At 71.1% G+C, this 24699-nt stretch carries 20 protein-coding genes and 1 tRNA gene; 15 read left to right on the forward strand and 6 right to left on the reverse strand.

Going from position 1 to position 24699, the window contains the following annotated elements; translation table 11 throughout:
* Positions 1-163: 163 nt before the first annotated feature.
* From ACI2K4_RS17740 to ACI2K4_RS17760, 5 genes are all read left to right on the forward strand, one after another.
* A complete protein-coding gene (locus tag ACI2K4_RS17740) occupies positions 164-1840 on the forward strand; it encodes an extracellular solute-binding protein (RefSeq protein ID WP_404512572.1) in 1677 nt (558 codons plus the stop codon).
* Positions 1837-2835, forward strand: coding sequence for an ABC transporter permease (locus ACI2K4_RS17745; RefSeq protein ID WP_404512574.1), 999 nt, complete (start codon positions 1837-1839; stop codon positions 2833-2835). Before ACI2K4_RS17740 ends, ACI2K4_RS17745 begins: the two co-directional genes overlap by 4 nt.
* Positions 2832-3887, forward strand: a complete 1056-nt coding sequence (locus ACI2K4_RS17750; RefSeq protein WP_404512576.1) for a carbohydrate ABC transporter permease — start codon at positions 2832-2834, stop codon at positions 3885-3887. Before ACI2K4_RS17745 ends, ACI2K4_RS17750 begins: the two co-directional genes overlap by 4 nt.
* Positions 3888-4183: 296 nt before the next feature.
* Positions 4184-6508: a beta-galactosidase gene (locus ACI2K4_RS17755; protein ID WP_404512578.1), complete on the forward strand. Its 2325-nt coding sequence runs from the start codon at positions 4184-4186 to the stop codon at positions 6506-6508.
* A 226-nt stretch (positions 6509-6734) separates the two neighbouring features.
* The gene (locus ACI2K4_RS17760; protein WP_404512580.1) at positions 6735-9068 is read left to right on the forward strand and encodes a cellulose binding domain-containing protein; all 2334 of its coding nucleotides are present in this window, start codon (positions 6735-6737) and stop codon (positions 9066-9068) included.
* A gap of 200 nt (positions 9069-9268) precedes the next feature.
* Here ACI2K4_RS17760 and ACI2K4_RS17765 read toward each other — a convergent pair whose 3' ends face one another.
* Both ACI2K4_RS17765 and ACI2K4_RS17770 read right to left on the reverse strand, forming a co-directional pair.
* The gene (locus tag ACI2K4_RS17765) at positions 9269-10279 is read right to left on the reverse strand and encodes an LLM class flavin-dependent oxidoreductase (protein WP_404512582.1); all 1011 of its coding nucleotides are present in this window, start codon (positions 10277-10279) and stop codon (positions 9269-9271) included.
* 98 nt (positions 10280-10377) lie between these two features.
* Positions 10378-10545 (reverse strand): hypothetical protein, encoded by a 168-nt coding sequence (locus ACI2K4_RS17770; RefSeq protein WP_404512584.1) that lies wholly within the window; start codon positions 10543-10545, stop codon positions 10378-10380.
* A gap of 352 nt (positions 10546-10897) precedes the next feature.
* Between ACI2K4_RS17770 and ACI2K4_RS17775 the strand changes: the two genes are divergently transcribed.
* The 5 genes from ACI2K4_RS17775 to ACI2K4_RS17795 all read left to right on the forward strand — a co-directional run bounded on the left by ACI2K4_RS17775 (position 10898) and on the right by ACI2K4_RS17795 (position 16711).
* Positions 10898-11674, forward strand: coding sequence for an IclR family transcriptional regulator (locus ACI2K4_RS17775; RefSeq protein ID WP_404512586.1), 777 nt, complete (start codon positions 10898-10900; stop codon positions 11672-11674).
* Positions 11675-11706: 32 nt separating this feature from the next.
* Positions 11707-13185 carry an aldehyde dehydrogenase family protein gene (locus ACI2K4_RS17780; RefSeq protein ID WP_404512588.1) on the forward strand — a complete coding sequence of 493 codons (1479 nt, stop codon included), beginning with the start codon at positions 11707-11709 and terminating at the stop codon, positions 13183-13185.
* Positions 13182-14669 carry a sugar ABC transporter ATP-binding protein gene (locus ACI2K4_RS17785; protein ID WP_404512590.1) on the forward strand — a complete coding sequence of 496 codons (1488 nt, stop codon included), beginning with the start codon at positions 13182-13184 and terminating at the stop codon, positions 14667-14669. The genes ACI2K4_RS17780 and ACI2K4_RS17785 overlap by 4 nt, the downstream gene beginning before the upstream one ends.
* On the forward strand, positions 14666-15664 hold the full coding sequence (locus ACI2K4_RS17790) for an ABC transporter permease (protein WP_404512592.1): 999 nt from the start codon (positions 14666-14668) through the stop codon (positions 15662-15664). Before ACI2K4_RS17785 ends, ACI2K4_RS17790 begins: the two co-directional genes overlap by 4 nt.
* 69 nt (positions 15665-15733) lie before the next feature.
* Positions 15734-16711 carry a substrate-binding domain-containing protein gene (locus tag ACI2K4_RS17795; RefSeq protein WP_404512594.1) on the forward strand — a complete coding sequence of 326 codons (978 nt, stop codon included), beginning with the start codon at positions 15734-15736 and terminating at the stop codon, positions 16709-16711.
* A 146-nt stretch (positions 16712-16857) separates the two neighbouring features.
* Here ACI2K4_RS17795 and ACI2K4_RS17800 read toward each other — a convergent pair whose 3' ends face one another.
* The 3 genes from ACI2K4_RS17800 to ACI2K4_RS17810 form a co-directional block, all read right to left on the reverse strand.
* Positions 16858-17208 carry a DoxX family protein gene (locus ACI2K4_RS17800; protein ID WP_404512596.1) on the reverse strand — a complete coding sequence of 117 codons (351 nt, stop codon included), beginning with the start codon at positions 17206-17208 and terminating at the stop codon, positions 16858-16860.
* A gap of 169 nt (positions 17209-17377) precedes the next feature.
* Entirely contained in the window at positions 17378-18175 is a 798-nt protein-coding gene (locus ACI2K4_RS17805) for an SAM-dependent methyltransferase (RefSeq protein ID WP_404512598.1), read from the reverse strand.
* Positions 18176-18271: 96 nt separating this feature from the next.
* The gene (locus ACI2K4_RS17810; RefSeq protein ID WP_404512600.1) at positions 18272-18928 is read right to left on the reverse strand and encodes a DedA family protein; all 657 of its coding nucleotides are present in this window, start codon (positions 18926-18928) and stop codon (positions 18272-18274) included.
* A 237-nt stretch (positions 18929-19165) separates the two neighbouring features.
* Here ACI2K4_RS17810 and ACI2K4_RS17815 point away from each other — a divergent pair, with 237 nt between their 5' ends.
* Positions 19166-20368: a sensor histidine kinase gene (locus ACI2K4_RS17815; protein WP_404512602.1), complete on the forward strand. Its 1203-nt coding sequence runs from the start codon at positions 19166-19168 to the stop codon at positions 20366-20368.
* Positions 20365-21009 carry a response regulator gene (locus ACI2K4_RS17820; RefSeq protein ID WP_404512604.1) on the forward strand — a complete coding sequence of 215 codons (645 nt, stop codon included), beginning with the start codon at positions 20365-20367 and terminating at the stop codon, positions 21007-21009. Before ACI2K4_RS17815 ends, ACI2K4_RS17820 begins: the two co-directional genes overlap by 4 nt.
* Positions 21010-21167: 158 nt before the next feature.
* Here the strand turns inward: ACI2K4_RS17820 and ACI2K4_RS17825 are convergent.
* A tRNA-Leu gene (locus ACI2K4_RS17825) sits at positions 21168-21241 on the reverse strand.
* Positions 21242-21348: 107 nt separating this feature from the next.
* Here ACI2K4_RS17825 and ACI2K4_RS17830 point away from each other — a divergent pair.
* The 3 genes from ACI2K4_RS17830 to ACI2K4_RS17840 all read left to right on the forward strand — a co-directional run bounded on the left by ACI2K4_RS17830 (position 21349) and on the right by ACI2K4_RS17840 (position 24679).
* Complete coding sequence (locus tag ACI2K4_RS17830) at positions 21349-21966, forward strand: ANTAR domain-containing response regulator (protein ID WP_404512606.1); 618 nt, start codon at positions 21349-21351, stop codon at positions 21964-21966.
* A 33-nt stretch (positions 21967-21999) separates the two neighbouring features.
* On the forward strand, positions 22000-23298 hold the full coding sequence (locus ACI2K4_RS17835) for a hypothetical protein (RefSeq protein ID WP_404512608.1): 1299 nt from the start codon (positions 22000-22002) through the stop codon (positions 23296-23298).
* 211 nt (positions 23299-23509) lie between these two features.
* Positions 23510-24679 (forward strand): branched-chain amino acid ABC transporter substrate-binding protein, encoded by a 1170-nt coding sequence (locus ACI2K4_RS17840; RefSeq protein ID WP_404512610.1) that lies wholly within the window; start codon positions 23510-23512, stop codon positions 24677-24679.
* Positions 24680-24699 lie beyond the last annotated feature (20 nt).

Here is a 24699-nt window from a genome sequence, read left to right on the forward strand (position 1 = left end):
TATCGCTTTTTGTATAGGAAGGGGCCCTTCCTAACGCGTGGTGTGTCGCCGGTGTCCCTTGTGGCAGTGGTCGCTGTCGATTAACTTAGTTTAGTCACCCGACGAAATAACTCTACCTGTGCGTCCCTCCGCCGCACACCCCACCGAACGAAGGGAGCGTCCCGTGGATCCGACGCATCCGAGCGGGGCCACCGACCGTCGACGTTTCCTCGGCCTGGTCGCCCTCGGCGGCGCCGCGCTGGCCAGCGGCGGTCTGCTCACCGGTTGCAGCAAGGAGGCGGGCAGTCGGGGCAGTGCCACCCGGGGCGACGCGGTCTCGGGCGTACTGCCGAACCACCGCCCGGTCGACCTGGTCAAGCCGGACATCCCTGGCGAGGGGCCGATCCCGCAGGGTTTCCTGACGTATCCACGTACCCTGGTCACCTCGGTGGCCGCGAAGCCCGGGGCCGGCGGCGCGGAGATCAGGACGATGTCGCCGTGGTGGGGGCCGACCCCGCCCGGGGTCGGCCGCAATTCCTATCTGGACGCGGTGAACGCCCAGCTCGGCGTAGTCGTCAACCCGAGCCTCCAGGACGGCAACACGTACGCCGACAAGCTCAGCGCGGTGCTCGGCGCGCGGGACGTACCGGACCTGCTGGTCGGGCCGAACTGGGAGATCGACAAGATCTCGCGGTTCTCCGACGCGGTCAAGGCGCTCTTCGAGGACCTCACCGACTATCTCAAGGGCGACGCGGTGTACGCGTACCCGAATCTCGCCTCGCTCTCCACCGGCGCCTGGCAGTACGCGGTCTGGGGTGGCCGGCTCTACTCGGTGCCGTTCCCCACCGACGGGCCGTTCGCCTTCGCCATGTTCCACCGCAAGGATCTCACCGACGCCGCCGGTGTCGCCCCGCCGACCAGCACCGACGAGCTCTACCAGTTCGGCAGGCAGATGACCCGGGCCGACCGGGGCGTCTGGGCGTTCGGCAGTGTCTTCTCCATGATCCAGCAGTACTTCGGCTGTCCCGGGGTGCAGAACGGCTGGCGGAAGAAGCCCGACGGCGGCCTGGTCCACAAGTACGAGCTGCCCGAGTACCGGGCCGCGCTGGAGTTCACCGCCCGGCTCTTCGCCGAGGGGCTGGTCCATCCGGACACGGTGGCCAGCAGGGGTGCGGACGAGAAGCAGCTCTTCAACGGCGGCAAGATCTCGATGTACCAGGACGGGCTCGGTGCCTGGCAGGGCATGCAGGGCGAGCAGGCCAAGGTGACCCCGACCTTCAACATGCAGCCGTTGCAGGTCTTCGGCGCCGGCACCACCAAGCCGGTGATCTGGGGCAGCGAGAAGCCGATCTTCTTCACCTTTGTCAAGAAGGGGCTCGGCAGGGCGCGTATTGAGGAGATCCTGCGGGTGCTCGACTGGGGCGCCGCCCCGTTCGGCAGCCGCGAGTACGAGTTGCGCGAGTACGGTGTCGAGGGCAGCCACTTCACCCGCGCCGCCGACGGCAGCCCGATCCCCACCGACCTGGGCCGCAAGGAGAAGGCGTCGCAGTTCGACTACCTCGGTGGCCGGGTCCCGGTGAAGGTGCGCAGCGGCGACACCCCGAACTACGTGCAGGACTACCTCGCCTACCACCGGGCCACGATCGGGCACATGGAGCCGGATCTGTTCGCCGGGATCAAGCTCGAACTGCCGGCCAACTACGCCAAGGTGCTGGTGCCGAGCGAAGACAAGATCAACGACATCCTGCGCGGCCGGCGGCCGGTCGGTGACCTGGACCAGGTGGTCCGGGAGTTCCGCTCCGGCGGCGGTGACGAGGGCCGGGCCTTCCTGGAGAAGACCCTGGCCGACAACGGCAGATGAGCGCGGAGACCGCCCGGGAGCGGCGAAACCCAAATCCCGTACGGAACCGGCCTGCCGTACGGAAGCGGCGCGGCCTGCGGGACCGGTTGCGGCGGGACTGGCCGCTGCTGGTGATGGCCGCGCCGGCGGCGCTGCTGCTGTTGGTCTTCCACTACCTGCCGACGCTCGGCAACGTGATCGCCTTCCAGGACTACAACCCGTTCCTCGGCGACGACCCGCTCGACGCCTTCCTGCACAGCGAGTGGATCGGGTTCGGCAACTTCGAGACCCTCTTCACCGACCCGGCGTTCTGGGATGCCGTACGCAACACCCTGACCATCACGCTGTTCCAGCTCGTCTTCTTCTTCCCGCTGCCGATCCTGTTGGCGATCCTGCTCAACAGCGTGGTCTCCGGCCGGGTACGCGGCTTCGTGCAGAGCGTGGTCTACCTGCCGCACTTCTTCAGTTGGGTGCTGGTGGTGACCTTCTTCGTGCAGATGCTCGGCGGCGCCGGCCTGCTCTCGCAGGAGTTGCGCCAGGCCGGGTTCGAACCGTGGGACGTGATGACCAACCCGGACACCTTCATCGTGCTGGTCACCGCGGAGGCGGTCTGGAAGGACGCGGGCTGGGGTGCGATCGTCTTCCTCGCCGCGCTGTCCGCGATCGACCAGAATCTCTACGAGGCCGCCGCCGCCGACGGTGCCGGCCGGTGGCGGCGCCTCTGGCACATCACTTTGCCCGGCCTGCGACCGGTCATCATCCTGCTGCTGATCATGCGACTCGGTGACGCGCTCTCGGTCGGCTTCGAGCAGTTCATCCTGCAACGGGAGGCGGTCGGCCGGCAGGCGGCCGAGGTGCTCGACACCTTTGTCTACTACCAGGCCATCGTGCCCCAGCAGTGGGGCCTGGGCGCGGCGGCCGGACTCTTCAAGGCGGTGGTCGGCCTGATCCTGATCCTGGCCGCGAACGCCGCCGCGCACCGGCTCGGCGAGCAGGGGGTGTATGCGAAATCATGAGCGTCACGGCGACCCCGCACGATGGACCGCGCCGGTCTGACCCGCCACCGGGCCGACCGGACCGGCCACGCCGGAGCAGTCCGACCAGGGAGCGCGAACGGGAGCAGGAGCGGGCGGCCCGGCGGGACCGGCACCGGGCCGCCCGGCGGGAGCGGGAGCGGCGGCCGGCCTGGGCGGAACCGCCGACGCCGCTCGGCCGGCTCGGCAAGGGGACGCTGCTCACCCTGCTGGTGCTCGCCGTGCTGGGGCCGATCTGGGCGGTGATGGTGACCAGTCTCGCCTCCCGTTCGACGATCAACGAGGCGGGCGGGATCGTGATCGTGCCGCGCGAGGTCGACATCTCCGCGTACGTGACGATTTTCTCCGGTGGGCAGGTCACCCAGGCGGTCTGGGTCAGTACGTTGGTCACCCTGGCGGGTACGGCGATCAGCCTGGTGCTGACCGTGCTCGCGGCGTACGGCCTGTCCCGGCCGGACTCGCTGGCGCACCGACCGCTGCTCTTCTTCTTCCTGCTCACCTTCCTGATTTTTCCCGGGTTGGTGCCGAGCTACCTCGTGGTCACCGGTCTCGGCCTCAAGGACAGCCTCTGGTCGCTGGTGTTGCCGAGCGCGATCAGCGTGTTCAACCTGGTGGTGATCAGGGCGTTCTTCATGAACGTGCCGAGCGAGCTGGTCGACAGCGCGCGGATCGACGGGGCCGGTGAGTTCCGCATCCTCACCCGGATCATGCTGCCGCTGTCCCGGGCGGTGGTGGCGGTGGTCGGCCTCTTCTACGCGGTCGGCTACTGGAACGCGTACTTCAACTCGGTGCTCTACCTGGACGACAACGACAAGTTCCCGATCCAGCGGGTGTTGCAGAGCTACCTGCTCGCCGGCCAGTCCCCGCACGTCACCGGTAACCCGCCGAACCTGCCGGGGATCAGCGCGTACCCGCCGTCGTTGGCGATCAAGATGGCGGTGGTGGTGGTCACCGTGGTCCCGGCGGTGCTGGTCTACCCGTTCGTGCAGCGGCACTTCACCAAGGGTGTGCTCACCGGCGCGGTCAAGGGGTGAGATCGGGCGGGGGCGGGGCGCCCCCCACCTGGGCACCCCGCCGGACCCGTGCCCTCGGGGGCTCAGCCGCCGGCGCTCACCCCGAGCAGTGGGTCGATCGGTCTCCCGATCCCTGCGGCTCACCCGCGTCGCCGAGTGGCCTTGCTCTAGTTTCTTTGGCTTCCAAACAAACTGTCAATGGGTGGTCGGCCAACGATGAGTGCCACCACCACCGCTTCTCGTGGCCATAGCCCCATTCCTGTCGATGCTTCGGATGGCAGGTAAACAAAGAGGTCCGACGTGAGGAGAGTGGACGGATGCGGTGGCCGAGGGGTGTGGACGGGCTCTGCCACGGCGGCGACTACAACCCGGAGCAGTGGCCGGCGCAGGTCTGGGCGCAGGACGTGGTGTTGATGCGCCAGGCCCGGGTCAACCTGGTCACCGTCGGCGTCTTCGCCTGGTCGCGGCTCGAGCCACACCCCGGACGGTACGACTTCGACTGGCTCGACCGGGTGCTCGACCTGTTGTACGACAACGGGATCCGGGTCGCGCTGGCCACCCCGACCGCCTCCCCGCCGCCCTGGTTCAGCCTCGCCCACCCGGAGGCGCTGCCGGTGACGGCCGACGGCGTACGGCTGCACCACGGCAGCCGCGACACCTACTGCGTCGCCGCTCCGGCGTACCGGCGGGCTGCCCGGGGCATCGCCGAGGCGCTTGCCGACCGATACCGGAATCACCCGGGGCTCGCCCTCTGGCACGTGCACAACGAGTACGGCACCACCTGCCACTGCGGGTACGCGACGGACGCGTTCCGGGACTGGTTGCGTACCCGCCACGGCGACCTGGACCGGCTCAACGACGCCTGGAGCACCAGCTTCTGGAGCCAGCACTACTCCGACTGGGCGCAGGTCGCCACACCCCGCGCCACCCAGTACCTGGCCAACCCGGCCCAGTTGCTCGACTTCCGCCGGTTCTGGTCCGACGAACTGCTCAGCGCGTACGTCGAGCAGCGCGACCTGCTCCGCGCCGCGACCCCGGACGTCCCGGTCACCACCAACTACGTCCTCGGCGACTGGGTGCCGGTGGACCACGCCCGATGGTCGTCCGAGGTGGACCTGGTGACGATCGACCACTACCCGTCGGCCGCCGACCGGGGCGCGGAGGAGCAGATCGCCTTCGCGGCCGACCTCGCCAGGTCCTGGGCCCGCCGGGTCCCGGGCGACGTCCACGGTCTTGCCACCGGCGAGGGTGGTCCGGTCGCCGGGCGGAAGGTGCCCGACGGGACGGGCTGGTTGCTGATGGAGAGCGCGCCGAACCTGATTTACGTACCCGGCCGGATGCACAGCCGGGAGCCCGGTCGTCTGCTGCGCAACAGCCTGGCGTACGTCGCCCGGGGTTCCCGGGGAGCGATGTTCTTCCAGTGGCGGGCACCGGCCGGTGGCGCCGAACGGTTCCACTCCGCGCTGGTCCCGCACGCCGGACCGGACAGCCGGGTGTTCCGGGAGACCGTCGAACTGGGCCGGATCCTCTCCGAACTGTCCGAGGCGGTCCCACCCGCCGCCACCGCGTCGACCGGGTCGGACGTGCGGGCACCGGCCCCCGTGGGATCGGCGGCGGCCCGGACGGGCGAGGCTGAGGCGTCGGCGGCGGTCTGGTCGGGTGAGGCTGAGGCGTCGGCGGCGGTCTGGACGGGCGAGGTCGAGGCGTCGGTGGCGATCGCCTGGGACGCCGAGTGCGGGTGGGCGTTGGCCGGGCCGGGCCTGCCCTCGTCCCGGCTCGACTACCGCGACGAGGTCGCCGCCGCGCACCGGTCGCTGTGGCGGGCCGGCTTCACCGCCGACTTCGTCGGGCCGGACCAGTTGACCCGCACCGACGGTCCCGACCCGCTGGCCGGGTACAAGCTGCTCGTCCTGCCCGCGCTCTACCTGGTGTCGGACCTGGTCGCGGCGCGGGTGCGGGACTGGGTCGCCGGTGGTGGGCACCTGCTGGTCGGGTATCTCAGCGGGGTCGCCGACGAGCACGGGCGGATCCGCCTGGGCGGCTACCCGGGAGCGTTCCGGGACCTGCTCGGCATCCGGGTGGAGGAGTTCCACCCGCTCGCCGACAACGAGCGTTTCCCCCTCGTCCCGCTCGCCGACGCGGAAGACGACCAAGGACACAGCACCAGCCGTGGCCGACCGAGCGCCCTGAGTAAACCGGGCGAACCGAGCGGGCGGCTCTGGAGCGAGACCGTACGCCTGAACGGGGCGCGGACCGTGCTGGCGTACGCGGACGGGCGGTTGGCCGGTCAGCCGGCGGTGACCCGGAACCGGTTCGGTGGCGGCGTCGCCTGGTACGTCTCCACCCGGCTCGACGACGCGGGATACCGCTCGCTGCTGGAGCGGGCCGCGCGGGCGGCCGGGGCGGGCCCGGTCTGCTCGTCGCTGCCGGCGGGGGTGGAGGCGGTCAGCCGCCGTACCCCCGGCGGCACGCGCTGGCTCTACCTGTTCAACCATGACGACGAGGAGCGGTCGGTGGCGGTCGCGGGCATTCCGGTGCTGGCGACCGGCGTCGACGGCACGCGGCCCGGCGGTGCCCCGGTCGGGCCGCCGGTGGTCGTGCCGGCTGGCGGTTGCCTGGTGCTGCGCCGCCCGGCGAACTGAAACCTTTAAATTCGGATCGGTCTATCTTGTGGGTGGCGTGGGCTTGTCCTACGCTCCAGGTGCGCTCGGAGCCTTGACCTGTTGTCGAACCGGCCGTTGAAATGATCCATTTCTCGGCCGTTCCGCGTGGTGGCGAGCCGCCGGCCCAGGGCAGGGCCGACGTGGACCGTCCGGACTCCGGCTGTCCGGTGCCGCCGCCGCGCACACCGTCCTCCACGGAGCGAACATGCCCAGCTCACGACAACCCATCCCGCCCGACGACGCGTACCCCCGACCGGCGCGCCTGGGGTCGAGGCCCGCCGCGCTGCTCGCCGCCGTCACCGCCGGCACCCTCGCCGCCACCGGCGCGCTGACCGTGGTCGCCTCGGCCGCCGCAGCCGGCTGCCGGGTCGACTACCAGGTCGGCAACCAATGGCAGGGCGGATTCGGCGCCTCGGTCACGATCACCAACCTCGGCGACCCGCTCTCCGCCTGGAGCCTCACCTGGGCGTACGCGGCCGGGCAGCAGGTGACCCAGGCGTGGAACGCCACGGTGAGCCAGTCCGGCGCCCAGGTGAGCGCGGTCAACGTCGGTTACAACGGTGCCATCCCGACCAACGGGACCGTCTCGTTCGGCTTCAACGGGTCCTGGAACAACGTCAGCAACCCGGCACCGGCGAGCTTCGCACTGGGCGGCACCACCTGCACCGGGGGAGTGGCCCCGACCACCGCCCCGCCGCCGACCAGCACGCCGACAAACCCGCCGACGCCGACCACGCCGGCTCCGACCACCGACCCGCCGCCCACCAGCACCCCGCCGCCGACGCCGCCGGCCGGCGCGAAACAGGCCGAGGAGCTGGACCGTGGCCTGGTCAGCGTACGTTCCGGCAGCGCCAACCTGGTCTCCTGGCGGCTGCTCGGCACCGAGGGCCCGCAGGTGGCGTTCAACCTGTACCGGGGCACGACCAGGGTGAACGGTTCACCGATCACCGGTGCGACCAACTACCTCGACAGCGGCGCCGCCGCCGGTACGGCGTACACCGTACGGGCGGTGGTGAACGGCACCGAACAGGCTGCCTCGGCGCCGGCGCTCCAGTTCGGCAACGGCTACCTGGACGTACGGCTCCAGGTGCCGCCGGGCGGCAGCACGCCCTCCGGTGAGGCGTACACCTACTCGGCCAACGACGCCTCGGTCGGTGACCTGGACGGCGACGGCCGGTACGAGATCGTCCTGAAGTGGGACCCGTCCAACGCCAAGGACAACTCGCAGTCCGGCTACACCGGCAACGTCTTCGTCGACGCGTACACCCTGACCGGGACCAGGTTGTGGCGGATCGACCTGGGGCGCAACATCCGGGCCGGCGCGCACTACACCCAGTTCCAGGTGTACGACTACGACGGTGACGGCGACGCCGAGGTGGCGATGAAGACGGCCGACGGGACCCGTTCCGGCACCGGCCAGGTGATCGGCTCGTCCTCGGCCGACCACCGCAACTCCAGCGGGTACGTGCTCGCCGGACCCGAGTTCCTGACCATGTTCGACGGTCGTACCGGCGCGGTCGCCGCCACGGTTGACTACCTGCCGGCCCGGGGCACCGTCTCCTCCTGGGGCGACAACTACGGCAACCGGGTCGACCGGTTCCTCGCCGGCACGGCGTACCTGGACGGGCAGCGGCCGTCGCTGATCATGTCCCGGGGTTACTACACCCGGACCGTGATCGTCGCCTGGGACTTCCGCAACGGCAGCCTGACCCGGCGCTGGACGTTCGACTCCAACTCCGCCGGCAGCCAGTACGCCGGCCAGGGCAACCACAGCCTGGCCGTCGCGGACGTGGACGCGGACGGGCGGGACGAGATCCTGTTCGGCGCGATGTGTGTCGACGACAACGGCGGCGTGCTCTGGAACACCGGCCACGGTCACGGCGACGCCGCGCACGTCGGTGACCTGGACCCGGGCCGGGCCGGGCTGGAGTACTTCAAGGTGAGCGAGGACAGCAGCAAACCGTCGTCCTGGTTCGCCAACGCCCGTACCGGTCAGGTCCTGTGGTCGACCGCGGCGTCCGGCGACAACGGCCGGGGGGTGGCCGGGGACATCTACGCCGGCAGCGCGGGCGCGGAGTCCTGGTCGGCGGCGGTCGACGGGCTGCGCGGCCCGAGCGGCGCGAACGTCGGCCGCAAACCCTCGTCGATCAACTTCCTGGCCTGGTGGGACGGCGATCCGGTACGCGAACTGCTCGACGCCACCCGGATCGACAAGTACGGCACCGGCGGGGAGACCCGGCTGCTCACCGGCAGCGGGGTGGCCTCGAACAACGGCACCAAGTCCACCCCCGCGCTCTCGGCCGACATCCTCGGCGACTGGCGCGAGGAGGTGATCTGGCGGACCAGCGACAGTGGGGCGTTGCGGATCTACAGCACGCCGACGGTGACCAGCACCCGGATCGCCACGCTGATGCACGATCCGCAGTACCGGGTGGCGGTGGCCTGGCAGAACACGGCCTACAACCAGCCGCCGCATCCGAGCTTCTTCATCGGCAACGGGATGGCCGCGCCGCCGCAACCGAACGTCTACCTGCGCTGAGGCTCGTCGTACCGGACCGGGTAGGGGCCCACCCCACCCGGCCCGGTACGACACACACCGCGACATGACGCGACCCGTCCCGACCGCGCATGTCGAACCACCACCGGTAATAAGACTAGGCGGGGTTACGAAGCGTACCGGTGACAGCCACGTGAAGATCCTGTTTCACGGATGATCGAGCCATCGACGAACACCCGGTGTCACCGGTCCTGGCGCAGCCCGCCCGCGACGTGTTCGGCGATCAGCTCGAACGACCGGACCCGGTCGGCGATGTCGTAGACCATCGTGGTCAGCATCAGCTCGTCCGCCCCGGTACGTTCCAACAGCTCGGTGAGCTGCCGGCGGACCGTCTCCGGGCTCCCCATCGCCTGGCCGTTCATCCGTTCCCGGGTGAACAGCCGCTCGGCCTCGGTGTACGGGTACGCCGCCGCGTCCTCGGGGCTGGCCAGCGGCTCGGGGCGGCCGGAGCGCAGCCGCAGGAAGGAGAGCGCGGCCGGGCCGGCGAGCCACTGCGCCCGCTCGTCGGTGTCGGCGCAGACGGCGTTGACCGCCACCATCGCGTACGGCTTCTCCAACCACCGGGACGGCCGGAAGTTCTGCCGGTAGAGCGCGAGCGCCGGCAGGGTGTTGGTCGAGCTGAAGTGGTGGGCGAACGAGAACGGCAGGCCGAGCAGGCCGGCGAGCTGTGCGCTGAAGCCGCTCGACCCGAGCAGCCACACTTCGGGCATGTCGCCCCGGCCGGGGCTGGCGGTGATCGGGCCCGGGCGCTCGCCGGTGAAGTAGTTGACCAGGTCGGCGAACTCCTGCGGGAAGTTCTCGGCGGAGAGCCCCTCCATGGTTCGGCGCAGCGCGAGCGCGGTCACCTGGTCGGTCCCGGGCGCCCGGCCGATGCCGAGGTCGATCCGGCCGGGGTGCAGCGCCTCCAGGGTGCCGAACTGCTCGGCGACCACCAGCGGGGCGTGGTTGGGCAGCATCACGCCGCCGGAGCCGACCCGGATCGTCGAGGTGGCGGCGGCCAGGTGGGCGATCACCACGGGCGGCGCCGAAGAGGCGATCGCCGGCATGTTGTGGTGCTCGGCGACCCAGAAGCGCTGGTAGCCCAGCTCCTCTGTCCGCCGGGCCAGTTCGGTGGTGTGCCGCAGGGCCTCGCCGGCGGTGGTGCCGGCCGCGACCGGTGCAAGGTCAAGAACAGACAGGGGTACGTCGATCACACGCTCGACCAACGTCCGGCCGACCCGGATTGTTCCGCTCGGGCGGCTCCGGTGACCTAACCCACCGCGCCTGACCCGACCCGCCGCGTCGGCGGGGGTCAGCCGATCAGGGTCCAGAGGTGCTGGGCCGAAGCCGACTCGAACTCGCCCCGGGCGGCCTGCCGGGCCAGCTCGTCGCGGCTGATCCCCAGCTCGGCGAGTTGTCCGTCGACGAAGCGGTCCCAGTCCTCGTCGGCCGGGCGCCGCTCCTGCTCGTCACTCGTCATACCCGGGACCCTACCGTCCCGTTGTGACATCCGGCCCCGGTGGTGGCCGGCTCCGGCGGCCCGGCCGGCGAGGCACTTATCGCATTGATCAAGGTATGTGCGAAATGGTGGAGACATTGGATGTCTGGCCGCCGGGTTTCCTTGTTGCAGGATCGAGCACCAACAACGGGCCGGGTCTGGTTGGGCAAAAGTGGTGCGGGCCAGGTAAATCGTTGCGCTGGCAGCGCTCCCGTGATCTTGAGGGGCCCGGATACCTCCGATGTATGTTGCCCCGAAAGGTTGACAGGGTTGTTTCGCGGTGTAAACATCGCCGTTATCTGGAACTCGATGGAAATGGATTCGAGTAACTCGAATGAGGAGCGGAAGAAAATCGTCGAGCGTCGATAAGGCTTTCGAACTGATCGGCGCGGTCTCCGAGGCCGGCCGCGCCGGCCTGACCCTGGGCGAACTCGCCGTGCGGGCCCGGATCGCGGTGAGCACCACCCACCGCTACGCCACCTCCCTGCTGGAACTCGGCGTGCTCGAACGGGACCGTGCCGGCAGCTTCCACCTCGGCGCGACCCTGGTCGCGCTCGCCGGGCGGTACCTCGAAGAGGACGGCCTGCGCGCGGTGGCCCGGCCCTACCTCGACGACCTGGTCGCGTTGAGCGGGGAGACGGTGCACCTCGGTATCCCGGTGGGCAACCAGATCCTCTACCTGGACAAGGTGGAGAGTGCCACCGCCGTCCGGCTGGTCTCGCGGGTCGGCAACCGGGTGGCCATGCACAGCACCTCGATGGGTAAGGCGGTGCTCGCCGTACTCGACGAGCGGCGCCGGACCGAGATCCTGGACGGCCCGCTGCCGGCACGTACCGGCCGGACGCTGCGCGGCGCGGCGCTGCTCGCCGAACTCGAACTGGTCCGGGCCCGGGGCTTCGCCATCGACGACGAGGAGAACGAGGAGGGCGTGCGCTGCGTCGGACTGCCCATCCTCGGTGCCGCCGGGCAGCCGGTCGGCGCGTTCAGCGTCTCCGCTCCCGCGTACCGGTTCAGCATTGACGACTGTCACCGGCTGGTGCCGGCCGCGCTGGCGATGGCCGTCAATATCGGCCAACGGATCAAGAATCCCGTGCCACCCACCACCAGGTAACCCGCGAGCCCGACAGCTAGGAGTGGAAACGGATGTCCGCCGTCACGTCGCCAACTGGTTCCACCCCGTCCACCGCCGCACCGTCCGCCGGGAGCGGGCCGGGGGCGGCGCCCCCCGACGGTCCCGTGATCAGCGTGCGCAACCCCGGCACCGGAGCGCCGCTCGGCGAGGTCGAGAGCGCCGACGAGGAGCGGGTACGGGCGGTGGTCGACGCCGCCGCCGTAGGCCAGCGGGCCATGGCCGCCCTGCCCGCGTACGAGCGGGCCGGGCTGTTGCAGCGGATCGCCGACCTGGTCGAGCAGGAGCAGGAGAGTCTGGCCCGACTGCTCGCCGCCGAGAACGGCAAGCCGCTGCAACAGACCCGGGGCGAACTCGACGCGGCGATCCGGATCTTCCGGGGGTACGCGGGCGAGGCGACCCGGCTCTTCGGTCGGCAGATCCCGCTGGACGCCGTACCCGGGTTGGCCCGGCACCTGGCGGTGACCGTGCGCGAACCGCTCGGTGTGGTGGCCGCGCTCGTCCCGTTCAACTACCCGGTCGAGCTGTACGCGCACAAGGCGGCAGCCGCGCTCGCCGCCGGCAACGCGGTGGTGGTGCAGCCGCCGGCCCGCTGCCCGCTCACCCTGCTCCGGATCGCCGAACTGGTCGAACGGGCCGGCGCTCCCCGGCACGCGCACCAACTCGTCACCGGCGGGGTACGCGTCTCCGAACTCCTGGCCGAGCTGCCCGGCATCGCGGCGGTCAGCCTCACCGGCAGCACCGCCGCCGGGCGGGCGATCGCCCAGCGGGCCGCGACCACACTGAAGAAGGTCTTCCTGGAACTCGGCGGCAACGACGCCCTGATCGTCTGCGACGACGCGGACGTCGAGGAGGCCGCCCGCGCGGTCGTGCTCGGCCGGCTGGCCCGGGGCAACGGGCAGATCTGCTGCGCGGTCAAGCGGGTCTACGTCCAGGACGGCGTGCACGACGCGTTTGTCGCCACGCTGCTGGCGCAGACCGCCGAGCTGAGCGTCGGCGACCAGTTGCTGGAGCGGACCGATGTCGGCCCGCTGATCGCCGAGTCCGCCGCGCGGCAGGTCGAGCAGGCGGTCGGCCGGCTGGTCACCGACGGCGCCCGGCTGGTCGCCGGTGGTGTCCGGCGTGGTGCCTTCGTCGACCCGACGGTGCTGGTCGACGTACCCGCCGACAGCCCGACGCTGGCCGCCGAGATCTTCGGCCCGGTGGCGCCGGTGGCCCGGTTCGCCGACCCGTCCGAGGCGGTCGCGATGGCGAACGAGTCACCGTACGGGCTGCACGCGGCGGTCTTCACCCGGGACATCTCGCGCGCCTTCGGCATCGCCCACCGGCTCGACGTCGGCGGTGTGATGATCAACGGCTCGACCGCGATCCGGGCCGAGAACCTTCCGTTCGGCGGCACCAAGGACACCGGCGGATACCGCGAGGGCCTGCACGAGACGGTGCTCGACTTCACCCGGCAGAAGACCATCGTGGTGATGGAGGCGCGGGGATGAGCCTCGAACTGCGCGGGGTGCACAAGGACTACGGCGGCGTCGGGGTACTGCACGGGGTCGACCTGGTCGGACGGCCGGGCGAGGTGCTGGCGGTGGTCGGCGCGAACGGCGCCGGCAAGTCGACCCTGATCAAGATCCTGGCCGGTGCCGAGCCGATGAGCGCGGGCGAGATGTGGCTCGACGGCGTACGGATCGAGCCCCGCTCGCCGCACGACGCGCACGCCCACGGCATCCGTACCGTCCACCAGGAACTCAGCCTGGTGCCCGAGCTGTCGGTCACCGAGAACCTGCTGATGGGGAACTTCCCCCGTCGGGCCGGGCTGATCGACTGGGCCGCCGCGCACCGGCGGGCAGCCGAGCTGCTGAACTCGATCGGCTTCGGCGCGATCGACCCGCGTACCACCGCCGGCCGGCTCACGGTGGCCCGGCAGCAGATGGTGGAGATCGCCAAGGCACTGGTCGACCAGCCCCGGGTGCTGGTGCTCGACGAGCCCTCGGCGGTCCTGGCCGGCAGCGACCTGGACTCGCTGTTCGCGCTGGTCCGTCGGCTGACCTCGGCCGGGGTGCTGGTCGTCTACGTCTCGCACCGGCTGGCCGAGGTGCTCGACCTCGCCGACAGCATCGTGGTGATCAAGGACGGGCGGGTGGTCGGCACCACCACCCCCGCCGCGACCCGGGAGGACGAGCTGATCCGGATGATGGCCGGTCGCCGGCTGACCCAGATCTATCCCGACCGGCGGGCGGAGCCGGGGCCGCCGCTGCTCACCGTGACCGGGCTGGGTCGGCCCGGCGAGTTCACCAACGTGTCGTTCACGCTCCGCGCGGGCGAGATCGTGGGCCTGTTCGGGCTGGTCGGCTCCGGCCGCAGCGAACTGGCCCGGTGCGTCTTCGGGGCCGAGCCGGCGGCGACCGGCCAGGTGCGGGTCGCCGACGGCGGCGGTGACTTCCGCAGCCCGGCCGAGGCGATCGCGGCCGGGCTCGCCCTGGTCACCGAGGACCGCAAGCGCACCGGACTGGTGCTCGGCCTGACCGTACGGGACAACATCGGCCTCACCACGCTGCGCCGTGGCACCCGGCTCGGCCTGATCGACCGGGCCCGGCAGCGGGCCGACGTGACCACCATGGTCGACCGGCTCGGCATCGCGCCGCAGCGGTGCGCCTCGATGCCGGTGTGGCAGCTCAGCGGCGGCAACCAGCAGAAGGCGGTGCTGGCGAAGTGGCTGCTGGTCGGGCCGAGGGTGCTGATCCTCGACGAGCCGACCCGGGGGGTCGACATGGCGACCCGGGTGGAGATCTACCGCATGGTCGACGAACTGGCGCGGTCCGGGTTGGGCGTGCTGCTCATCTCCTCGGACCTGACCGAGGTGCTCGGCGCCGCCGACCGGGTGCTGGTGATGCGGCAGGGCCGGCTCACCGGTGAGCTGCCGGCCGACGGCACCACCGAGGACGAGGTGCTCGCGTACGCGATCGGGGAGAGGGTATGACGGGACAGCTCACCGGCACCACACCGGAGACCACGGGCCCCGGGGGAGGGCGGCCGTGGCGGCTGGTGGTCAACGGCCGGGACCGTACGGTCGAGGCGGCGCTCGGCACGCTCGTCGTGCTGCTGGTCGTGGTCGCGGCGATCACCTCGGACACGTTCTTCACCCAGACCAACCTGACCAACCTGCTCAAGCAGATGGTGACCACCGGGCTGCTCGCCTTCGGCATGCTGGTGGTGATCCTGACCGGCGGCATCGACCTCTCCGTCGGTTCGGTGGTCGCGTTCGCCGGCATCGTCACCGCCGGCCTGGTCTCCGGCCTGCCGATCCCGTTGGCGATGGCCGTCGGGATCGCCGCCGGGATCGGGTTCGGGCTGGTCAACGGCACGCTGGTGGCCCGGTTCGGGCTGGCGCCGTTCGTGGTGACGCTGGCCGCGCTGACCACCATCCGGGGGCTGGCCTTTGTCTACTCCGAGGTGCCGATCGCGCCGGAGGACCCGGCGTTCTTCACCCTCGGCTCGGCGATGGTCGGCCCGATCCCGCTGACCACCGTGATCATGCTGGCGGTCTTCGGGGTGGGCGGGGTGTTCCTCTCCCGTACCCCGGCCGGGCGGTCGATCATCGCGATCGGCGGCAACCCGGAAACGGTACGTCTGGCCGGCATCAACGTACGTCGGCACGTGATCCTCGCGTACACGATCAGTGGTGCCTGCGCCGGCCTGGCCGGGGTGATCCTGGCCAGCCGGGTCGGCATCGCCCAGCCGAGCGTCGGGGTCGCCTTCGAACTGGACGCCATCGCCGCCTGCGTGATCGGCGGGGCGAGCCTGGCCGGCGGGCGCGGTACGGCCCGGGCCACCCTCGGCGGGGTGCTGGTCCTCGCCCTGATCAACAACCTGCTGAACCTCTACGGCGTGCAGAGCTTCTGGCAGCAGGTCCTCAAGGGACTGATCATCATCGCGGTGATCCTGGTCCAACGGGTCAACCGGGTACGCGTCTGACCGGTGTCCCGAGCCGTTTCCCGCTCTTCGGTCGCCCCCCACCCACCACCACACCTGGGAGATGTTGGCATGAACGCGAAGAAGCTCGGCCGGCTGCTGGTCGCCGGCGGCCTCACGCTCGCCCTCGGCCTCACCGCCTGCTCGGACTCGGGCGGGTCCGGCGGGTCCGGCGACGACTCGTACACCATCGGCGTCGCGAACTTCATGTTGAGCGGCCCGTACTTCAGCGGCATGGACAAGGCGATCGCGGCCCAGGCCAAGGAGAAGGGCAACGTCGAGATCATCAGCACCGACGCGAACGGGGACGCGGCCAAGCTCGCCGCGAACGTCGAGGACCTGCTGAGCAAGAACGTCGACGCGGTGATCATCTCCGGTGGGCCGCTGGAGTCGGCGCCGGCCGCGCTGAACGCGATCAAGGCGGCGGGCAAGCCGGTCGTGCTGGTCGACCGGAAGTTCCAGACCGGCGAATACACCAGTTGGATCGGCCCGGACAACAAGGCGATCGGCGTGCAGAACGGCGAGTTCCTCGCCGAGCGGCTGCCCGGCGGCGGCAAGGTCGCCATCATCAAGGGCGGCCCGGCCGACAACAGCATCGGGCTGGCGCGGACCGACGGGGTGAAGTCCGTCCTCGCCGGCAAGCCCGGGTTCACCCTGGTCGAGGCGCCGGACTTCGGCAACTGGGGCTCGGACGGCGGGCTCACCGTGATGGAGAGCCTGCTCGCCACCAACGCCGACCTGGTCGCGGTCTTCTGCGAGAACGACGCGATGTGCCTGGGCGCGCAGCGGGCGATCGCGGACGCCGGCAAGGACAAGCAGATTGTCATCGCCGGTGTGGACGGCCAGGCCGAGGCGCTGAAGGCCATTCTCGACGGTACGAACTACCTGGTCACCGGGCTGAACGACGCGGACATCATCGGCAGCCTCGGGCTGGACCGGGCGGTGGAGATCCTCGGTGGGGCCAATACGGAGAAGGACACCGTGGTGCCCTCGCCCCGGGTGACGAAGGAGAACGCGGCCCAGTACTTCGACCCGAAGGGCGATTTCTGAGCGACCCGAGGGTGAGGTCCGAGCGACCCGAAGGGCGACTTCCGAGCGACCCGGAGGGCGACTTCCGAGCGACCCGGAGGGCGACTTCTGACGAGCGTCGGCGGGTGATCCGGGGCGGTGCCCGGGTCACCCGCCGATCGGGCCGGTCAGAGCGAGAGGATCCGCAGCACCAGGGTGATGACGGCGAAGAGCAGGATCGGCGCGGGGGCGGCGACGCCCTTGGTGTCGCCCGCGCGCAGGTGCGCGATGACCGCGCCGAGGAAGTAGAGGCTCACGCCGATCGCCGCGGCGACACCGAGCGGACCGACGAAGATCCCCACGATCAGCCCGGCCGCGCCGACGATCTCGACGACGGCGAGCGGTGGGTACCAGCTCAGCGGGACGTTGGCGGCGCTGAGGCTCTGGACCACCTTCTCGTCCTTGGTCAGCTTGCCTCGGGCGGACAGCACGAGCATGGCGCTGAGCAGGATCGCGAGGACGACATAGGCGACGGTCATGGTGCTCCTCGGTCAACGGAGGGGTCGGGGGCGCGCGCCACGTTAGGTTAGATAGATAGTTTGGTCGCGTCAACGATTCCGTGATCATTACTATCTGTTCGGAAGCATGGCGACGGACGATCACGGCCCCTCGCCTCGGGGGCAAGGGGCCGTGATCGTCCGTCGTACGTCAGCGCTTGCGGGCGACCCCGCCGGCGACCCTGAGCTTGGTCGGCGGCAGCTCCTCGTCCGGCAGCAGCAGCGGCAGGTCCACCACGCCGGGCGCGAGCAGCTCGAAACCGTCGAAGAAGGGCTCGATCTCGTCCCGCCGCCGGAACGTCATCGGCGCGGGCGAGTTGACCGAGATCTCCTCCAGTTTGGCCTTTGCCGCCCGATCGCTGCCGTCGACGCAGAACTGGGAGATGGCGACGTGGCTGCCCGGTGCCACCCGATCGCGGAACCGGGCGACCAGGGCGGCCGGGTCCTCGGCGTCGGTCACCAGGTGGAACAGGCCGATGAAGAGCACCAGCACGGGCTCGGCGAAGTCGATCAGGCCGTCCGTCGCGAGTTGCTCCAGCAGCCGGTCCGGGTCCCGTACGTCCGCCTTGATCGAGACCACCCCGTCGTCCGTGGCGAGCAGGGCGTTGTTGTGCGTGAAGACGATCGGATCGTTGTCGACGTACACCACCCGGGCGGCGGGGTCGACGGCCCGCGCCGACTGGTGCACGTTCGGCGCGGTCGGGATGCCCGCGCCGATGTCGAGGAACTGGCGGATCCCCGCCTCCGCGCACATCCGGGTGACCCGGAGCAGGAACCTGCGTTGCGCCCGCCCGAGTGCCGGCAGGTCCGGGGCGAGCGCGATGACCTGCTCCGCCGCCGCCCGGTCCACCGCGAAGTTGTCCTTGCCGCCGAGCACGTAGTCGTAGGCGCGGGCGTGGCTGAGCTGGGTGGTGTCGACAGTGGATGGCGCCTGGCCCGGCTGGGTCATCCCGCTCCCCGTGGTGGTGGCTGTCCGGCGTGGGTTCCGGTCGATCCTAGTCAGGGCGGTGCCACCACCGCCGCCCCGAGAAGGTGGTGCCCGGGGTCACCGGGCGGCCGGTTTCCCCACCGCGTCCGGCACGGCCGCGGTGGCGTCGGCGGGGGCCGGTACGGTCCGGCGACGCAGGTGACGGATCAGTTCCACGGCGACCGTGACGGTGATGGCTATACCGAGTCCGAGCAGCAGTCCCCGGACCGGGTCGTGCTCGAACGCCATCCCGCCGAGGTAGCCGACCAGGGCCGAGTAGAACGCCCAGGAACACGCGGCGAGGGCGTCGAAGAGGTGGAACCGTCGTCGCGGATAGCCGACCGTGCCCATGGTGAGCGTGATCGCGGTCCGGCCGCCGGGAACGTACCGGGCGACCACCAGCGCCAGGCCACCCCGGGTGAGCATGGCCGACCGGGCCCAGGCGTACGCGGCGTGCCGGCGGCTGCCCGGACGCAGCCGGGCGACGATCCGGTGACCACCGGTACGGCCGATCAGGTACGAGACGTGGTCGCCGACAAACGCCCCGGTCGCCGCGACCGCGATCACGAGTGCCAGGTCCGGGCCACCCGTGGCGGCGAAGACCCCGGCGGTGATGACGGCGGTCTCGCTCGGTACGACCGGGAAGAACCCGTCCACCACGGCGATCGCGAAGATGGCCAGATAGACCCAGGGCGAGTTCACGGTCTCCCGAAGCAGTTCGAGCACCGCATCCATCACCGCCCACCCGCCAATCGGCCGCGGGTCCACCCGCCGGTCGGACGGCCGTACACGTTGGTCGAACCACTCCACCCGCCGCTCGGACGGCTGCACACGTTGGTCATGCGACGACTCTCGCCGGGGCGGCCGGTGACCACATCGGTCGGGAGTCAGACCACGGCTACGACTTAAGTAGGGGATCACCGGCGACGTTCGGGGCGGGGCGGTCGTCCGGTGGGCACCTACCCTGGGGGCGTGACGCCGCACCGCCCGATCCCGCCGCTCGCGACGTACCGGCGTCTGGTCGCCGACGCGCACCGGCTGGTCCCGGGACTGCTCGGCCTGGCCGTCCTGGTCGCCTCCTGGATGTCGGTCAGCGGGGCCGTCGGGGTCCGGTCGTCCTGGCCCACCCCGGCCCTCGCGGCCCTCGCCCTCGCCGCCGGTCTGGCCGCCTGGCACACCCGGGTACGCCGTTGGCCGCTGTACGCCGTGGCCGGGCTCGCCTGGATCGCGCTCGCGATGTGGCCGGCACTGCTCGTCGCCTCCTACCACGCCGGTACGCGGCAGCGGGACCGTCGGCGGCTCGGCGCGTACCTGCTCTGGGTCTGCCTGGTCATGGGCCTGTCGGTGCCGGTCGGCGTGGCCGCCGGTGGTTACCGCTACCTGACCACGGTGGCGCCGGCGAACTTCCTGATGACATGCCTGCTGCTGGTCGTGCTGCCGCTGGTGGTCGGGCTCTGGGTGGCCGCCCGCCGGGAGACGCTGACCGCCCTGCGGGACCGGGCCGACCAGCTCGAACGCGAGCAGCGGGCGCGGGCCGAGCAGGTCCGGGCGCAGGAGCGCAACCGGATCGCCCGGGAGATGCACGACGTGGTCGCACACCGGGTCTCGCTGATGGTGCTGCACGCCGGGGCGCTCGAGGTCCGCTCCACCGACGCCGAGACGGTCGAGACGGCCGCACTGATCCGGTCGACCGGCCGGGAGGCGCTGGCGAACCTGCGCGACGTGCTCGGCGTGCTGCGTTCGGGGTGGGTGGCTGGGGCGAGCCTGACGCCGCAGCCGGCCCTGGTCGACCTGGACCGGCTGCTCGACGAGTCCCGGGATGCCGGGGTCGCGGTCACCCGGCACGACGAGGGGACCGCCAGGGCGTTGCCGCCCACCCTGGAGCACGCGGTGTACCGGGTGGCCCAGGAGGCGCTGACCAACGTGCACCGGTACGCCCGCGACGTGGTGACCGACGTGCACCTGCGTTACCTGCCGGACGGGGTCGAGCTGTGCGTACGCAACGCGGCGCCGGGCGGCACGGTGGAGACCCGGGCCGGTGCCGGGTTGGGGCTGGTCGGGCTCCGCGAGCGGGTGGAACTGCTCGACGGTCGGCTGGACGCCGGCCCCGAGCCGGACGGCGGGTTCACCGTACGGGCGCGCTTCCCGTACCCGGAGCGGGTGGAGCTGGCGTGATCAGGGTGTTGGTGGTGGACGACGAGCACCTGGTCCGGTCGGGGCTGCGGTTGATCCTGGAGGCGGCCGGTGACCTCGTGGTGGTCGGCGAGGCGCGGGACGGGGCGGAGGCGCTCGACGCGGTGAGCCGGCTCGGGCCCGAGGTGGTGCTGATGGACGTACGGATGCCGGGGATGGACGGGCTCACCGCGGCGGCCCGGATCGGCGCCCTGCCGGACCCGCCGAAGGTGATCATGTTGACCACCTTCGACCTGGACGAGTACGTCCACCGGGCGCTCCGGGCCGGCGCCGTCGGGTTCCTGCTCAAGGACACCCCGCCGACGGAACTCGCCGCCGCCGTCCGTACGGTCCGCGCCGGCAACGCCATGCTCGCCCCGACGGTGACGATGCGGCTGCTCGGATCCTTCGTCGAACGGGCACCGGCGCTGGCCCAACGGGCCCGTGACCGGCTCGCCACCCTCACCGGACGGGAACGTGAGGTGCTCGACGCCCTCGGCCGAGGGCTGTCCAACGCCGGTATCGCCGACGAGCTGTCGTTGAGCGAGGCCACGGTCAAGGCCCACGTCAGTCGGGCGCTGGCCAAGCTCGGCCTGAGCAACCGGGTGCAGGCGGCGATCCTGGTGCGGGATGCCACCGGCTGACCGGCCAGCCCGAATTCTCGCGACCGGATGCCGGTTTGCCGGTTGCCGGACGCGCCGGTTGCCGGACGCTAGTTGCCGGCGGGGCGGTGGTGAATGGCAAAAGGTCACCAAGGGTTATCTGCTGAACACCCTTGGTGACCTTGAGCGTCTTCTTGACGTGCCCCCGGTGGGATTCGAACCCACACTGTCGGAGGTTTGAGCTCCGTTTCTCTACCGGTTGGAATACGGGGACGTCACCACGGACCTGACGAGTAGGCCGCGTCTAGGGTACCCACTACGCTGATGTCGGCGACACCCGGCCGGGCGGGTGCCGGACAAGAGCGTTGGGGGTAGAGGTTCGTGACCGACACGCAGGCGGGAATCGAGCGTAGGCGGGTGCTGATCGCCGAGGATGAGGCGCTCATCCGGCTGGATCTCGCCGAGATGCTGGTCGAAGAGGGCTACGACGTGGTCGGGGAGGCGGGCGACGGCGAGACCGCGGTGCGGCTGGCCGAGGAGCTCAAGCCCGATCTTGTCATCCTCGACATCAAGATGCCGATCATGGACGGGTTGGCGGCGGCCGAGCGGATCGCCGGTGGTCGGATCGCCCCGGTGGTGATCCTGACCGCGTTCAGCCAGCGCGACCTGGTCGAGCGGGCGCGGGCGGCGGGCGCGATGGCGTACCTGGTGAAGCCGTTCCAGAAGAGCGACCTGGTGCCGGCGATCGAGATCGCGCTGTCCCGCTACTCGGAGATCGCCGCGTTGGAGTCCGAGGTGGCCGGGCTGACCGACCGCCTGGAGATCCGCAAGACGGTCGAGCGGGCCAAGGGCGCGCTGATGACGACGTACGGCATGACCGAGCCGCAGGCGTTCAAGTGGATCCAGCGCACCGCGATGGACCACCGGATGACCATGCGCGAGGTGGCGGAGCGGATCCTGGCCGAGGGGACCGGCGGCGAGCCGGCCGAGGCGAGCTGATCCCGGGCGGGTCAACCGCTCTAGGATCGGGCCATGTCCATCCGTCGGTGGCTCGTCGCGGGGTTGACCGGGCTGGCCCTGCTGGCCGCCGGTTGCGAGGCTCCGGCCGACGACGGCGCCGACGCGGTGGACCCGATCCGACCGGACTGGCAGGCGGTCACGCTGCCGACGCCGGAGGGACCCGCCGGTCGGCTGATGCTGCGGGACACGATCGCCTGCGGCGGCAACTGGTACGTGGTCGGCGCGGTCGGTGGGGCCGACGGCTCCACCCGCCCGGCCGCCTGGTCCAGTCCGGACGCCCGGAGTTGGACCAGCCTCCGGTTGGCGCCGAGCAGTTACTACGGCGAGCGGGCGATCCTCTACGCGGTCGGCTGCCGGTCCGATCGGATCGCGGTGATCGGCGCCAAGGCCGGCGGCGCCCACGGCAATCCCCGGGTCCGGACCTGGCGGCACGCGCCGGACGGCTCGCTGGTCGAGGTGCCGGCCGAGTTCGAACTGTACGGCGGCCCGACCGCGGTCAACGCCAGCCGGATGGCGGGCGGTCCCCGGGGCTGGCTGATCGCCGGTGGCCGGGAGAGCGGGGCGGCGGTCTGGCGCTCGCCGGACGCCACCGACTTCCGACTCGTCGAGAACGCTCCCGGGCTGGCCAGCGACGCCGACCTGGGTACGTCGGCGGCGGACGCGCTCGCGGTCGCCGACGGGTGGCTGGTCGGCGGCAGCGGGCGGGCACCGGGGCGGCCCGACCACGACCCGCTGGTCTGGTCGTCGGCCGACGGACTGGCCTGGCGCCGGGTCGCCCTGCCCGCCACCGCCGACGACGAGGCCGTGCACCGCCTGGCCCGGGTCGGCGACGGGGTGCTGGCCCTGGGTTCGAGAGGCGCGACGTTCGGCGCCTGGCGGTGGGAGGCGACGACCTCCGGTGGCCCGGCCGCCTACACGGGCACCCCTTCCGACGCTGGTCCGGCCGCCGCCACCGGCACCCCTTCCGACGGACCGGGCGGTGGCACCCCGGTGGCCGCGGCGGCGGGTCCGGGAGCCTGGCGGGACGCCGGCCGGTTCGGGGTCACCGGTGCCGGGATGATCGCCGGGGTCGAGGCGGCGACGGCGTACGGCGACCGGCTGCTCGCGGTCACCGTCGCGGCCGACGGTCACCGACTGTGGAACACGGAGACCTCCGGCCGGCGGTGGACCCCGGTGGTGTCGCCGGTCGCCGTACCGCCGGGCGGCGACACGGCGGCATCGATTGCCATGACGGCCAACCAGGTAGTGATGATTACCGATGACGGCCGGGAGGCCCGTGCCTGGCAGTCGAGGTTTCCGGGGACGTCCTGATCCCGATCGACGAACCTCGCAGCTATGACATCGGAGCGCAAATCTTGCCACGCTACGTAACGGTTGAGTCAACGCGCGCATTCAGACCTACCGGCGGGTCGGGCCGGTGGGATAACGTCCCCGGCCAGACCGGGTGAACGGTCTCGTTCGGCGCTGTCGTGGCTCACCCGCCCGTGGCACCGGACTCGTGGATGGAGGAGGGGTTTCAGCCTTGAGGCAAAACTTCGTACGCGTCCTCGGCGGTGTCGCCATGGCGGCGGTGCTCGTCGGCGGCGCTACCGCGTGCAAGCAGGACGAGGGTTCGAGCAACGGCTCCGGAAGCCAGGCGTGCGACCTCAAGATCGGCTTCTTCGGCGCGCTGTCCGGTGCGGACGCCGGGCTCGTGACGCCGATGAAGCAGGGCGCCGACCTGGCCGTCGAGCAGTACAACAAGGAGAACGCGGACTGCCAGGTGTCGGTCCAGGCGTTCGACTCGCAGGGTAAGGCCGACCTCGCGGGTGGTCTGGCCACCAGCGCGGCCGCCGACGCCAAGATTGTCGGAATGGTCGGCCCGGCGTTCTCGGGTGAGTCCGAGGTCGCGCTGCCGATCTTCGACCAGGCCGGTCTGGCGGTCATCTCGCCCTCGGCGACCCGTCCGAGCCTGAGCACCAAGGGCTGGAAGGTCTTCCACCGCGGCGTCGGCAACGACTTCTCGCAGGGCCCGGCGATCGCGAACTACATCAAGAGCGTCATCAAGGCGGAGAAGGTCTTCGTCATCGACGACCAGTCCGCGTACGGCGCCGGCCTCGCCGACGAGGCGAAGAAGGTGCTCGGCCCGCTCGTGGTCAAGACCGACAAGGTCGTCGACAACGCGCAGGAGTTCGGTGCCCAGATCTCCAGCGTGAAGACCAGCGGCGCCACCGTCCTGATGTACGCCGGCTACACCGAGGAGGCGGCGCCGTTCCTGAAGCAGCTCCGCGCCAACGGCTGGACCGGCACCTTCATCGGCGGCGACGGCATCAACGACGCGAACATGCTGTCGGTGACCGGCCAGAAGGACGTCGAGGGCACCATCTCCACCTGCCCGTGTGGTCCCGCCACCGCGGCCAAGGGCACCTTCGTGACCGACTTCAAGGCCAAGTACAACGGCGTGGACCCGGGCGTCTACGCGGACGTGTCGTACGACCTCGCCAAGATCTACCTCGAGGCGATCAAGGCTGGCAAGACCACCCGCGGCGACATCCAGACCTTCCTCAGCTCGTACAACAAGGCCGGTTCCGCCTCCGGCGTGACCTACAAGTGGGAGACGAGCGGCGAGCTTGACCCGGCTCAGGTCAAGGTCTGGGCGTTCAAGGCCACCAACGGCGCCTGGGCGCCGGAGCTGGAGATCCCGAAGGGCTGACCCCGACCGGGCGCCAGGCG

The sequence above is a fragment of the Micromonospora sp. NPDC050397 genome (assembly GCF_044901685.1).
In the GTDB taxonomy this organism is placed as follows: domain Bacteria; phylum Actinomycetota; class Actinomycetes; order Mycobacteriales; family Micromonosporaceae; genus Micromonospora_G.